A 12534-nucleotide genomic window follows, 5' to 3' on the forward strand; every position below is an offset into this window, starting at 1 on the left:
ATGGCACTCAAGGATCTTCTCGTCGCGGGTACCGGCCGCCTCGCGGACCGGATCAGCACGGCGGGCGACGAGGCGGGCGAGCGCGCCGACGACGTCGCCTGGCGGGTGGCGAAGCTGTCGGACAAGGCGGCCGAGCGCCTCGGCGACGTCGCGGCCGGCGCGTCCCGCCGGGTCGCGAACCGTTTGGTCCGGCTGGGCGAACGGGTCGCGGGCCGCTAGCCCAGCAACGCCTTCACCAGCGCGGCGATCTGCTCGGTCTCGATGAGGAACGAGTCGTGGCCGTAGGGCGACGTCACCACCGCGGGCTCCGTCGTGCCCTTGATCCCGGCCGCGATCTCCGCCGACTGGTACAGCGGGTAGAGCCGGTCGCTGTCCACCCCGCCGATCACCGCGCGAGCCGTCACGCGCCCGAGGGCCGCCGCGACACCGCCGCGGTCACGGCCGACGTCGTGGGTGTTCATCGACTCCGTCAGGACCAGGTAGCTGTTCGCGTCGAACCGGCCGGCCAGCTTCTCCGCGTGGTGGTCCAAATAGGACTCGACGGCGAACCGCCCGCCCCGCAACGGATCCTCGCCGTCCTGGTACCTCCGGCCGAACCGGTCGGCCAGCTCCGGCTCGCTGCGGTAGGTCACGTGCGCGATCCGGCGCGCGACGCCGAGGCCGCGGTGTGGCCCGGCCGGCGCCGAGTAGTAGTCACCGCCGTGCCAGTCCGGGTCGGCGCGGATCGCGTGCAGCTGCGGGGCCGCCCAGGCGATCTGCTCGGCCGACGCGCGCGCCGTCGACGCCAGGACCAGCACCGTCGCCACTCGCGACGGCAGCGAAACCGCCCACTCGAGCGCGCGCATCCCGCCCATCGACCCGCCGACGACGGCCGCCCAGCGCGTGATCCCGAGCGCGTCGGCCAGCACGGCCTCGGTCGCGACCTGGTCCCGGACCGTCACGACCGGGAAGCGGCTGCCCCACGGCGTCCCGTCGGGATCGAGCGAAGAAGGCCCGGTCGAGCCCTGGCAGCCGCCGAGCACGTTCGGGACCACGACGAAGAACTCCTTGGTGTCCAAGGCTTTCCCGGGCCCGATCAGGCCGTCCCACCAGCCCGCGCTGGGGTGGCCGTGCTCCGCTGGGCCGGCGGCGTGGCTGTCGCCGGTCAGCGCGTGCTCGAGGAGGATCGCGTTGGACGCGTCGGAGTTCAGCGTCCCCCACGTTTCGTAGGCCAGGCTGTACCCGGGCAGCACACCACCGGCCTCGAGCGCGAGCTCGGGGCCGGTGACGAACTGCCGGCGGCCTGGCGGATCACCGATCCGCCAGGCCCCGGTGACGGGCTCAGCCGTCACAGATCCGCCTTGGCCGCCCGGAATCCGGCCTCCAGGTCGGCCTTGAGGTCCTCGATGCCCTCCAGCCCGACGGCGAGCCGGACCAGGCCCGGCGTCACGCCGCTGGCCAGCTGCTCCTCCGGCGAAAGCTGGCTGTGCGTGGTCGACGCCGGGTGCACGATCAGGCTGCGGACGTCGCCGATGTTCACCAGCTGGCTGTGCAGTTCGGTGCCGTCGACGAACTTCCGGCCCGCCGCGACGCCGCCGCGCAGGTCGAACGACAGGACCGCGCCGGCGCCGCGCGGCAGGTACTTCTGCGCCGCGGAGTAGAACGGGCTGGACGGCAGGCCCGCGTAGTAGACCTTCTCGACCTCGTCGCGCTGCTCGAGCCACTCGGCGAGCGCCTGCGCGTTCGACACGTGCCGCTCGATGCGCAGCGACAGCGTCTCGATGCCCTGCAGGATCAGGAAGCTGTTCAGCGGCGAGATCGCCGCGCCGGTGTCGCGCAGGATCTGGACGCGCGCCTTGGCCGCGTACGCGCCCGGGCCGAGCGCCTCCCAGTACTTGAGACCGTGGTAGCTTGGGTCCGGCTCGTTGAAGCCCGGGAACTTCGCCGCGTCCTTGCCGAAGTCGAACGTGCCGCCGTCGACCAGCACGCCGGCGACCGTGGTGCCGTGGCCGCCGAGGTACTTCGTCGCCGAGTGGACGACGATGTCGGCGCCGTGCTCGATCGGGCGCAGCAGGAACGGCGTCGGCACGGTGTTGTCGACGACCAGCGGGACACCGGCCTCGTGCGCGGTCGTGGCGACCCCGCGGATGTCGAGGACGTTGCTGCCCGGGTTGGCCAGCGTCTCGGCGAAGAACAGCTTGGTGTTCGGGCGGACGGCGGCGCGCCACTGCTCGAGGTCGTCCTGGTCCTCGACGAACGAGACCTCGATGCCCAGCTTCGGCAGCGTGTAGTGGAAGAGGTTGTAGGTGCCGCCGTAGAGCGACGGGCTGGAGACGAAGTGGTCACCGGCGTTGGCCAGGTTGAGGATCGCCGCGGTGGTGGCGGCCGAACCGGACGCGAACGCGAGCGCCGCGACGCCGCCTTCGAGCGCGGCGACCCGCTGCTCCAGGACGTCCTGGGTCGGGTTCATGATCCGCGTGTAGATGTTGCCCGGCTCGGCCAGGCTGAACAGGTCGGCGCCGTGCTGGCTGTCGCGGAAGACGTACGACGTCGTCTGGTAGATCGGCGTCGCCCGCGCGCCCGTCGCCGGATCCGGCGCGGCGCCCGCGTGGATCTGCGTGGTCTCGAAGGACCACGCCGAGGTGTCGTCCGCGCTCATCGGTTCTCCTTGCGGCTCAAGGGGGTGCTGGAGGGCTGCTTGTCCGAAGCTACTTCGGCCGAACGGAGTACCCAACCGTTCCCACGTCCTGGGAGACAGGCTACCTGGGGTTGCCGCCGAAATTATCTTGCAAGACGGATCTCTTTTTATCTAAGATACTTTTTACAGGGAGACTTCACGGGAGGTTGTCATGGCGGAACGGACACAGGTGCTGGTCGTGGGGGCCGGGCTCGGCGGGCTGTCGGCGTCGATGTTCCTGGCGCAGGCAGGAGTGGACGTGCTGACGGTCGAGCGGCACACCGGAACGTCGGTCCACTCGCGAGCGTCCGGGCAGAACTGGCGCACGATGGAGCTGTTCCACTGGGCGGGCATCGACGACGACGTGCTGCACGCGAGCCCGCGGGCGTCGCAGGGCCTGCGGATCACGGTCGCGACCAGCTTGGCCGGCCAGGTCTTCCACCGGCTCACCGAAGACGGCAGCGAGTTCGACGTCTCGGCCACGACCACGATGCCGCACGGCATGGCCGGGCAGGACGTCGTCGAGCCGATCCTGCTGGCGGCCGCGGAAAAGGCGGGCGCGCGCGTCCGGTTCCGGACCGAGCTGATCGAGCTGACCCAGGACGACGACGGCGTCACCGCGACGCTGCGGCACCGCGACTCCGGCGCGGAGACGGTGGTGCGCGCGGACTACGTCGTCGCCGCTGACGGCGGGCGCAGCGGGATCCGGCAGGGGCTGGGCATTCCGACCGAGGGCTTGGACGGGCTCAGCCACTGCCTGGGCGTGGTGTTCGACGCCGACCTCGGCGACCGCGTCAAGGCGGGCGTGACCGATCTCTTCTACCTGCAGAACCCGGAGTTCACGGCCGGGCTGTCGAACACCGACGTCGCCGGCCGGTACGTCTTCGCCCCGGACTACCACCCGGAACGCGGCGAGAGCCCGGACGACTTCGGCCACGACCGGCTGGTCGCGATGATCCGCACCGCGACCGACCTGCCCGAGCTCGACCCGAAGATCGTCTGGACGGGCTCGTGGGAGATCGCCGCGCGGATCGCGGAGCGGTTCCGCGCCGGCCGCGTCTTCCTGGCCGGCGACGCGGCGAAGGTGACCCCGCCGTCCGGCGGCCAGGGCGGCAACACCGCGGTAGGCGACGGCGCGGACATCGCGTGGAAGCTCGCATCGGTCCTCCGCGGCGACGCGGGCGACGCGCTGCTGGACACCTACGAGGCCGAGCGGAAGCCGATCGCACGGATGATTGTCGACATGTCGCTGCACAACCTGAAGCAGCGCATGCACCCGGACCTGGACGTCTCCGGCTTGACGAAGGCCGAGGACCCCCTGGCGGCGGTCCTCGGCTTCCGCTACCGCTCGACGGCGGTGCTCTCGGAGGAACCGGACGACGGCGCACGCGTCGAAGACGTCCACGCGCCAACCGGACGGCCCGGGTTCCGCGCGCCGGGCACGGCGTCCACAGTGGACTTGCTGGGGCACTCGTGGGTCCTGCTGTGCGCGGGTGACGCCTCGCGGTGGGCGTCCGCCGCCGACGTCGACTGCCACGCCATCAAGGGCGAGGAGTTCGCGGCGAAGTACGGCCTTTCCGCCGGGGGCGCCTCCCTGGTGCGGCCGGACGGCATCGTCGCGTGGCGCGCGAAGGAACCGGTCGACGACCCGGCGGCCGAGCTGAAGCGGGTCCTGGACGCGGTCCTGTCGCGTTAGCCGGTCTGTCGCGGCTTGTCGTGAGTGTTCAGGGCGGTTAGAACCGCCCTGAACACTCACGACCGGGCCAGCACCCAGTGGAAGGTCGCTTCGCCTTCGGGCTCGTGGATCGTCACGGGCTCGTCCACGACCAGCGTGAAACCGGCGGCTTCGAGGAGCCGCCGGTTCTCCGCCGGGGCGTGGCTGCTGAAGAACATCGGCGTACCGAGCCAGTCGGCTTCGACGCCGTTCGCCTCACTGCAGCCCAGCGCGGCCAGGAACCAGCCGCCGGGCCGCAGCCAGCAGGCGATCCGCTTGAAGAGGTCGCCCTGCTCCTCGCGGGGCACGTGCAGCACCGAGTAGAACGCCGTGACGGCGTCGAAACTCCCGCCCGGGAACGACACCTCCGCCATGTCGCCCTTCTCGAACCGCGCGCCGGGGACGTTCCGGCGCGCGAGATCCAGCTGCGCCGCGGAGACGTCGACGCCGAGGACCTCGCGCCGCTCGGCGAGCAACGCCGTGCACGGCACCCCCGCGCCGCAGCCGAGGTCGAGCACCGCGGCGCCGTCGGCGAGCCGGCCGGTCAGCTCCCCCAGGAACCGCAGCCGCGGGTCGTCGGTGATGCGCGCGCTCCACTCGAGGTAGCGCTCCGCCGAGCTGTCGTAGCCGGATTCGACGATCCGCCGGGGTTCGCTCACCCTTGCGACCCTAGCGAGCCGGGCGATCCGTTTTCGGCCAGAATGAGGCCGTGGTGTCGGTGCGCAGCGTGGTCGACCGGGTGGGGCCGACGCTGCTCCACGCGCTCCAGGTGCCCGACGACTCGCCCGCCGTTGCCGACGTCGTGATCGCCGAGCCCGGTGGGGGCCTCACCCTCGCCGCCGGGGATCTGGTGCTCGGGGTGGCCACCACCGGGCCCGAAGATGCCGCCGAGCTGGTGAAACACAGCGCCGAACAGGGTGCGGCCGCCGTGCTGCTCAAGCCGCCCGTCGCTGGGAAAATCCAAGTGAAGCGGGCCGCGAAGGCCGCCGGGATCGCGTTGATCCAGGTGCACGCGGCGACGTCGTGGGCGCAGCTCGTGTGGCTGCTGCGGACCGTCCTCGACGCGCTCGCCGACGAGTCCGAGAACCTCGAGAACGACACCGGCTCCGGCGACCTGTTCCGGCTCGCCGACGCCGTCGCGTCCGTTGTGGACGCTCCGGTGACCATCGAGGACACCAACTCGCGCGTGCTCGCCTACTCCGCCCGCCAGGACCTCACCGACCCCGCGCGCGTCGCCACGATCATGGGCCGGCGCATCCCGGACGACGTCCTCGCGCGGTTCCGCTCGCGCGGTGTGTTCCGGGAGCTGTCGCGCGGGCGGCAGACGATCTTCGTGCCGGCCCAGCGCGACGGCACGCTGCCGCGGCTGATCGTGCCGATCCGGATGGGCGGGGAGCTGCTCGGCTCGATGTGGGCGGTGGTCGCCGGGCCGGTGTCCGACGAGCGCGCGGCCGCCTTCGCCGACGCCGCGCCGGTCGTCGCGCTGCACCTGCTGCGCCGCAGGGCTTACACGGACGCGCAGCGCCGCGCGTCGGCCGAGCTGTTGCGCGGTGTGCTCGAAGGCCGGGCCAACCCGCGCAAGGCGATGGCGGAGCTGGACCTGTCCGACGAGCCGCACCGCGTGGTCGTCATCGAGGTCACCGGCGGCGACGGCCGGGACGCCGAGGGCCTGCGGCTCGCGTTGCTGGAACGGCTTTCCCAGGGCATCGGCCGCCGTCCGGTGGCGACCGAGCTGGGCGGGCTGCTCTACGCCGTGGTCCCGGACCGCGGCTGGGCCGGACTGCGCGAGGCCCTGGTGACGCAGCCGACGTCCAAGCGCGGCGGCACCCTGCGGGCCGCCGCGGGCGCCCCCGGCGAGATCGGCGACCTGTCGACGTCGCGCGCCCAAGCCGACGAAGCGCTCGGCCTGCTGCGCGCGGAAATCCTCGACGAGCGCGTCATCACCTTCGACGAAGCCTGGACGGCGTTGGCGCTGCACCGCGGGGCGACGGCGGCGGTCGCGGCGAAGGTCGCGGAGCTCGGGCCGCTCGGCGCGCTGCGCGCCCACGACGAGACGAGCAAAGCCGGGTACACCGACACGCTCTACGAATGGCTGCGGCACCCCGGCGACCCGCGCGCGGCGGCGCGCGAGCTGCGGATCCACCCCAACACCCTGCGCTACCGGATGCGGAAGCTGCTGGAGCTGGTCCCGCTGGACCTCGACGACCCCGACGTCCGGCTCGCGCTGATCACCCAGCTGGTGGCGTTGCGCTGGAGCTGAGCCGATCTGGCTTATGCATTAGCCCGCATGGATGGCGCCGATCGTACGAATTGTCCTTTCCCACCGAAAGAAGGTGGATTCTCGCGATTGTCCGGCGCATTTTCGCTGCACCACCCGCGGTAGCCGGGTCGTCGCAGAGGAGTCGTCCATGAGTTTTCGCAGGGCCCTGAAGCTGGGCGCGGTGTCCGCGCTCTCCCTGGTTTCCCTGGCCGTCCCGGGCGCCACTGCCGGGAGCGCCGTCGCGGCGCCGAGCGGCGACTGCTTCACGCCCACGCAGTCCGCGGACCGCAGCAAGGACGGCCACGCCGACAGCCTGTCGCCGGCCGAAGCCGCCCGCGTCGAAGCCGACATGCAGAGCAAGCTGGCCGGCAAGCGCGCCGCGCTCGCACCCGCGGCGACGTCGATCCCGGTGTACTTCCACGTGATCACCAGCGGCTCGACCGGCAACCTGCCGGCCGCCACGATCACCAAGCAGATCTCGGTGCTCAACAGCGCGTACGGCAGCAAGGGCTTCAGCTTCAGCCTGGTGAGCACGGACTACACGAACAACTCCACCTGGTACAACGGCATCACCGACGGCACGTCCGCCGAGCGCAACATGAAGAACGCGCTGCGCAAGGGCGGCAAGAACGCGCTGAACATCTACACCGCCAACCTCGGTGACGACCTGCTCGGCTGGGCGACGTTCCCGTGGAACTACACCGCGTCGCCGAAGCTCGACGGCGTCGTCATCCTCGACGAGTCCCTCCCGGGCCGCTCGGCGACCAACTACAACGAGGGCGACACGGCGACCCACGAGGTCGGCCACTGGATGGGGCTCTACCACACGTTCCAGGGCGGCTGCTCCGGTTCGGGCGACTACGTCTCCGACACCCCGGCCGAAGCGACCGCGACGTCCGGCTGCCCGGCGAGCAAGAACACCTGCTCGGCGGCGGACAGCGACCCGATCCACAACTTCATGGACTACAGCTACGACGGCTGCATGTACGAGTTCACCGCGGGCCAGGGCACGCGCATGACCAGCTCCTGGTCGGCCTACCGCGCCTGACACTCCGCAAGTCCGTGAATGCCACATTGAGGGACACTAGGTCTCTCAATGTGGCATTCACGGACTTCAGGGCACCAGCAGGGTTTTGCCCACCGTGGTGCGGGATTGCATGGCCGCGTGGGCTTCGGACGCCTGGGCCAGTGGGAAACGGCGGCCGATCACAGGGGTCAGGCGGCCTTCCGCCGCCTCCGTCAACGCCGACTTCGTGAACGTGCGCATGTCCTCGGGGCCGCCGAGCGAACGCACCAGCGTGACGTCACGGGCGGCAGCGTCCACTTCGGACACTTCCGCCCACGAACCGCTCGCCAGGCCGTAGATCGCCATCCGGCCGCCACGACGCAGCAGGCCGGACGCCGCCGTGCCGATGGCGCCGCCCACTCCGTCGAAGACCACGTCGACCTCGCCGGCCGCGGACGTCCAGTCCGGCCGCAGGTAGTCGACGACGACGTCGGCGCCCTGCACCTGGGCCACCTTCGCCGGGCCGCCCGCGGCGCCCACCACCGTCGCGCCCGCGGCCTTCGCGAGCTGCATCAGCAGACCGCCGACGCCGCCGGCCGCGGCCTCGACCAGCACTCGATCGCCGGGCCGGACACTGGTCGCATGAACCAACGCGGTCGCGGTGCGGCCGTCCGCGAGCAGCGCCACCGCCGCGTCGAGGGCCAGGCCTTCCGGCACCGGGAACACCGCCGCCGCGTCCACCGCGACGCGCTCGGCGTACCCGCCGGACCCGCCGGTCGAGGTGACCACCCGCTGCCCGGCGAGGTCCGGGTCCACTCCCGCACCGACCGTGCTGATCACGCCGCCGACGCCGTTGCCGGGCACGATCGGCAGCTCGAGGCGGAACGGCCCCGGGCCGCCCGCCCGCAACTGCGTCTCGACGAACGTGATGTTCGCGAACGCCACCTCGACCACCACCTGGCCGTCCCCCGCGACCGGGTCCGGGGCCTCCCCCGGGACGAGCACTTCCGGACCGCCGAACTCCCGCATCCACACCACGCGCATGTCGCACAGGCTGCAACCTCAAGCGCGGTCGAAGTCAACGGCCTGTCGGCTCAGCACCATGAATGCGTCGAACAACTGTCCGCTCAGCACGATGACACCGCCGTCCGGGTGGCTCACCGTGAAGGACACCACCGCACCGTTTCCGGACGCAGACCGACCCAGGAGGCCGACCGTGCGTATCGCCGTTCCCCGTGAGATCAAGAAGCACGAGTACCGGGTCGCGCTGACCCCGGCCGGCGTGCACGAGCTGGTCGGGCGCGGGCACGACGTGTTCGTCGAGACCGGTGCCGGTGTCGGTTCGTCGATCTCCGACGAGGAGTACGTCGCCGCCGGCGCGAAGATCCTCGCCACCGCGGACGAGACCTGGGCCCAGGGCGAGCTCGTGCTCAAGGTCAAGGAGCCGATCGCCGAGGAGTACCCGCGTCTGCGCGCCGACCAGGTGCTGTTCACCTACCTGCACATCGCCGCCGACCGGCCGCTGACCGACGCGCTGCTGGCCGCGGGCACCACCGCGATCGCCTACGAGACCGTCCAGACCGCCAACGGCGCGCTGCCGCTGCTCGCCCCGATGTCCGAGGTCGCGGGCCGGCTGGCCCCGCAGGTCGGCGCGTACTCCCTGATGAAGCCGAGCGGCGGCCGCGGCGTGCTGCCCGGCGGCATCCCCGGCGTGCACCCGGCGCGCGTCGTCGTCATCGGCGGCGGCGTGGCCGGCCTGAACGCCGCCCGCGTCGCGCTGGGCCTGGGCTCGGACGTCGAGATCCTGGACACCAACGTCGACCGCCTACGCCAGATCGACAACGACTTCGGCGGCCGCATCCGCACAGTGACCTCGACCCGCCTCTCGGTCGAAGAGTCGGTCCTGCAGGCCGACATGGTGGTGGGCGCAGTACTGGTCCCGGGAGCAAAGGCACCAAAGCTGGTCTCGAACGAGCTGGTCTCCCGCATGAAGCCGGGCAGCGTCCTGGTCGACATAGCAATCGACCAGGGAGGCTGCTTCGCAGACTCCCACCCCACAACCCACGACAACCCGACCTACACGGTCCACGAGTCAGTCTTCTACTGCGTGGCAAACATGCCGGGAGCAGTCCCCCGCACCTCAACCTACGGCCTCACAAACGTAACGCTGCCGTACGCAGTCCAACTGGCCGACAAGGGCTGGAAGGCAGCACTACAGGCAGACGAAGCCTTGGCAAAGGGCCTGAACACCCAAGCAGGCGCCCTGACGAACGCCCCAGTAGCAATAGCCCACGACCTCCCGCACACCCCCCTGGCCACAGTCCTAGCCTGACCAAAGAACCAAGAAGCGGGCCCCTGTCACAAGACAGGGGCCCGCTCCTTTGCACAAGCCAAAGGCGAAGCCGAAGCAAGCAAGCACCGCACGCGGACAGACCCAGCCACGCTGGAAGCCGAGCAAGAGGCACCGTGGGGGTCCGGGGGCTCGGCCCCCGGGAGACACAACAAAGCGAGTCGAAGCGAAGCGAAGACATAGCGGCGGCCCGCTCAACCAACCTGGGGGTCATTGGGAGCGGGCCGCCACTGACAAGCTTAGAGGGCTTCGGAGGACTTTGCTGCACCGGGTCGGCAAGTCTGGCAAATTCTTTATCAACTCGGTCCGGCGGCCCCGCGAGGGCGGGAGCAAACCCTCTGGTCAGACGCTCGCCGCCGCTACCCCCGGTGCCCGGAACCGGTTGCGGAACGTGACGAAGGTCGCTCTCCGCCGATTCGCCCGTTCCGGGCGCACGTCTCGCCCGAGTAGGGCAGGATGCGCCCCATCAGCGGGAACGTAAGGGGACGGTATGCACGACGGCAGTGGCCGGATTGTGGTGCAGAACCTGAGCAAGCAGTTCGGCACGGTGAACGCGGTGCAGAACCTGAGTTTCACGGTCGAGCCGGGCTCGGTGACGGGCTTCCTGGGCCCGAACGGTGCCGGCAAGACGACGACGCTCCGCATGCTGCTCGGGCTGGTGACGCCGACCCAGGGGTCGGCGACGATCAACGGGCGGCCGCACTCGCAGCTGGGGAACCCGGCGCGGGTGGTCGGCTCGGTGCTCGAGAACGAGGGTTTCCACCCGAGCCGGACGGCGCGGAACCACCTGCGCGTCTACGCCGCCGCGATCGGGGTGCCCGACACCCGCGCGGACGAGGTGCTGGGCCTGGTCGGCCTGGGCAGCGCCGCCGACCGGAAGGCGGGCGGGTTCTCGCTCGGCATGCGGCAGCGGCTGGCGCTGGCGACGGCGTTGCTGGGCGACCCGCAGGTGCTGGTGCTCGACGAGCCGACGAACGGCCTGGACCCGGAGGGCATCCTCTGGCTGCGCAACTTCCTGCGCTCCTACGCCCGTGAGCAGCATCGCACGGTGCTGGTGTCGAGCCACCTGCTCAACGAGGTCGAGCAGCTGATCGACCAGGTGGTCATCATCAGCCAGGGCGTGACGCGCTACAACGGGTCGCTCGACCAGCTGCGCAAGGGCCAGCAGTCGCGGGTGCTGGTGCAGCCGGCGGACGCCGCCGCGCTGGTGAAGGCGTTGCAGGAGAACGGCGTCACCCAGGTTTCGCCGACACCGGACGGCCGGGTCGCGGTCGCCGGGTCGAGCGTCCAGCAGATCGGTGACCTCGCCGCGAAGGCCGGGATCGCCGTCTACGGGATGCAGGAGGAGCACGCCGACCTCGAGCGGATGTTCTTCCAGCTGACCCAGGGCCAGTTCAGCGGTGGCCCCCAGGGCTATCCCCCGCAGCCGCAGTACCAGGGCCCGCCGCCGCCCGGGTACCCGCCGCCGCCCGGGTACCCGCCGCAGCAGTACCCGCCGGGGCCGTACCAGCAGGGTCCGCCGTCGGGCCCGCAACAACAGCAGTACCAACAAGGTCCGCCGCAGGGCTGGGGAGGTCCGCAGCAGTGATGGGGAACCTGATCAAGGCGGAGTTCCGCAAGACGCTCTCGCTGAAGACGTGGTGGGTGCTGCTCATCCCGCTCGTGCTGGTCGCCTTCTGGCTGACCTACGTGTGGGGCAAGATCACGAACGACTTCGCGGACTTCATCGGCTCCAGCGACGCCCGCGAGGTCGCGGGCGCGGTCGGCCTGGACGCGAGCAAGCTGCCGGTGGGCCTGCTGGCGTTCGCGCACGGCGTGAACATCGCGCAGCTGATCCCGGCGCTGTTCGGGGTGTTCGCGCTGGCCGGCGAGTACCGCAGCAAGACGATCACGACGACGTTCCTCACCGCGCCGAACCGGATCTCGGCGCTGACCGCGAAGATGCTGACCTACGTCGCGTGGGGCGCGATCTACGGCCTGGTCAGCTTCGGCGTCTCGGCGATCGCGGTGATGGTGTCGGTGGACTCGGGCCGCTGGCCCAGCGCCGGCCAGTGGCTGGCCGCGCTCGGCGGGACCGTGCTGGCCGCGGTGCTGGTGACGTTGTTCGGCATCGGGTTCGGCGCGGTGCTCCGCAACGTGCCGCTCGCGGTCGTGCTGCTGGTGGTGTGGTTCCTCATCGTCGAGAACGTCCTGGTGATCGCGTTCTGGAACACCACCGACATCCTGGGCGGGATCCTGCCGAACGGCACCGCGAACGGGATCGTCGGCGGCATCGCGGCGAGCGCGTTCGGCATCAACACCTTGAACCTGCCGGGCGGCGTCGACCACTGGTCGCAGCTGGGCCTGCAGCTCGCGGCGGGCGCGCCCGGCGTGATCTCGTGGTGGGTGTCGGCGCTCATCTTCTTCGCCTGGACGATGGTCTTCTTCGGCTTCGGCTGGCTGGGCAACCAGAAGCGCGACATCACCTGATCGAGCGATCCCGTGAGGGTCCCTTCCCGACGTCGGGAAGGGGCCCTCACGGCTTTCGGGAAATATTCTGTCGGTGGCG

At 71.0% G+C, this 12534-nt stretch carries 11 protein-coding genes; 7 read left to right on the top strand and 4 right to left on the bottom strand.

The features are described 5' to 3' along the window. On the top strand, positions 1-219 hold the full coding sequence (locus MUY22_RS04545; RefSeq protein WP_247057370.1) for a hypothetical protein: 219 nt from the start codon (positions 1-3) through the stop codon (positions 217-219). Here the strand turns inward: MUY22_RS04545 and MUY22_RS04550 are convergent. Continuing rightward, positions 216-1331 (bottom strand): homoserine O-acetyltransferase, encoded by a 1116-nt coding sequence (locus MUY22_RS04550; RefSeq protein WP_247057371.1) that lies wholly within the window; start codon positions 1329-1331, stop codon positions 216-218. The genes MUY22_RS04545 and MUY22_RS04550 overlap by 4 nt on opposite strands. Further along, positions 1328-2638: a bifunctional o-acetylhomoserine/o-acetylserine sulfhydrylase gene (locus MUY22_RS04555; RefSeq protein ID WP_247057373.1), complete on the bottom strand. Its 1311-nt coding sequence runs from the start codon at positions 2636-2638 to the stop codon at positions 1328-1330. The genes MUY22_RS04550 and MUY22_RS04555 overlap by 4 nt, the downstream gene beginning before the upstream one ends. A gap of 190 nt (positions 2639-2828) precedes the next feature. Here MUY22_RS04555 and rdmE point away from each other — a divergent pair, with 190 nt between their 5' ends. Further along, a complete protein-coding gene (rdmE, locus tag MUY22_RS04560) occupies positions 2829-4352 on the top strand; it encodes an aklavinone 12-hydroxylase RdmE (RefSeq protein WP_247057375.1) in 1524 nt (507 codons plus the stop codon). Positions 4353-4408: 56 nt separating this feature from the next. Here rdmE and MUY22_RS04565 read toward each other — a convergent pair whose 3' ends face one another. Further along, on the bottom strand, positions 4409-5029 hold the full coding sequence (locus MUY22_RS04565) for a class I SAM-dependent methyltransferase (protein ID WP_247057377.1): 621 nt from the start codon (positions 5027-5029) through the stop codon (positions 4409-4411). A 50-nt stretch (positions 5030-5079) separates the two neighbouring features. On the opposite strand from MUY22_RS04565, the gene MUY22_RS04570 reads away from it, so the two are divergent. Together MUY22_RS04570 and MUY22_RS04575 are read left to right on the top strand one after the other, a co-directional pair. Further along, a complete protein-coding gene (locus MUY22_RS04570) occupies positions 5080-6630 on the top strand; it encodes a CdaR family transcriptional regulator (protein ID WP_247057379.1) in 1551 nt (516 codons plus the stop codon). A gap of 148 nt (positions 6631-6778) precedes the next feature. Next, a complete protein-coding gene (locus tag MUY22_RS04575) occupies positions 6779-7678 on the top strand; it encodes a zinc metalloprotease (protein ID WP_247057381.1) in 900 nt (299 codons plus the stop codon). 66 nt (positions 7679-7744) lie between these two features. Here the strand turns inward: MUY22_RS04575 and MUY22_RS04580 are convergent, their stop codons facing one another. Beyond that, positions 7745-8680: a zinc-binding dehydrogenase gene (locus MUY22_RS04580; RefSeq protein ID WP_247057384.1), complete on the bottom strand. Its 936-nt coding sequence runs from the start codon at positions 8678-8680 to the stop codon at positions 7745-7747. Between the two features lie 172 nt (positions 8681-8852). On the opposite strand from MUY22_RS04580, the gene ald reads away from it, so the two are divergent. From ald to MUY22_RS04595, 3 genes are all read left to right on the top strand, one after another. Then, positions 8853-9968, top strand: coding sequence for an alanine dehydrogenase (gene ald / locus MUY22_RS04585; RefSeq protein ID WP_247057385.1), 1116 nt, complete (start codon positions 8853-8855; stop codon positions 9966-9968). A 508-nt stretch (positions 9969-10476) separates the two neighbouring features. Further along, positions 10477-11574: an ABC transporter ATP-binding protein gene (locus tag MUY22_RS04590; RefSeq protein WP_247057388.1), complete on the top strand. Its 1098-nt coding sequence runs from the start codon at positions 10477-10479 to the stop codon at positions 11572-11574. Then, positions 11574-12455: an ABC transporter permease subunit gene (locus tag MUY22_RS04595; protein ID WP_247057389.1), complete on the top strand. Its 882-nt coding sequence runs from the start codon at positions 11574-11576 to the stop codon at positions 12453-12455. Before MUY22_RS04590 ends, MUY22_RS04595 begins: the two co-directional genes overlap by 1 nt. The last annotated feature ends 79 nt before the right edge of the window (positions 12456-12534 follow it).

The sequence above is a fragment of the Amycolatopsis sp. WQ 127309 genome (assembly GCF_023023025.1).
In the GTDB taxonomy this organism is placed as follows: domain Bacteria; phylum Actinomycetota; class Actinomycetes; order Mycobacteriales; family Pseudonocardiaceae; genus Amycolatopsis.

Coding starts and splice junctions, on each gene's coding strand:
- MUY22_RS04545 (WP_247057370.1), top strand. CDS start 1: ATGGCACTCAAGGATCTTCTCGTCGCGGGTACCGGCCGCCTCGCGGAC.
- MUY22_RS04555 (WP_247057373.1), bottom strand. CDS start 2,638: ATGAGCGCGGACGACACCTCGGCGTGGTCCTTCGAGACCACGCAGATC.
- rdmE (WP_247057375.1), top strand. CDS start 2,829: ATGGCGGAACGGACACAGGTGCTGGTCGTGGGGGCCGGGCTCGGCGGG.
- MUY22_RS04575 (WP_247057381.1), top strand. CDS start 6,779: ATGAGTTTTCGCAGGGCCCTGAAGCTGGGCGCGGTGTCCGCGCTCTCC.
- MUY22_RS04580 (WP_247057384.1), bottom strand. CDS start 8,680: ATGCGCGTGGTGTGGATGCGGGAGTTCGGCGGTCCGGAAGTGCTCGTC.
- MUY22_RS04590 (WP_247057388.1), top strand. CDS start 10,477: ATGCACGACGGCAGTGGCCGGATTGTGGTGCAGAACCTGAGCAAGCAG.
- MUY22_RS04595 (WP_247057389.1), top strand. CDS start 11,574: ATGGGGAACCTGATCAAGGCGGAGTTCCGCAAGACGCTCTCGCTGAAG.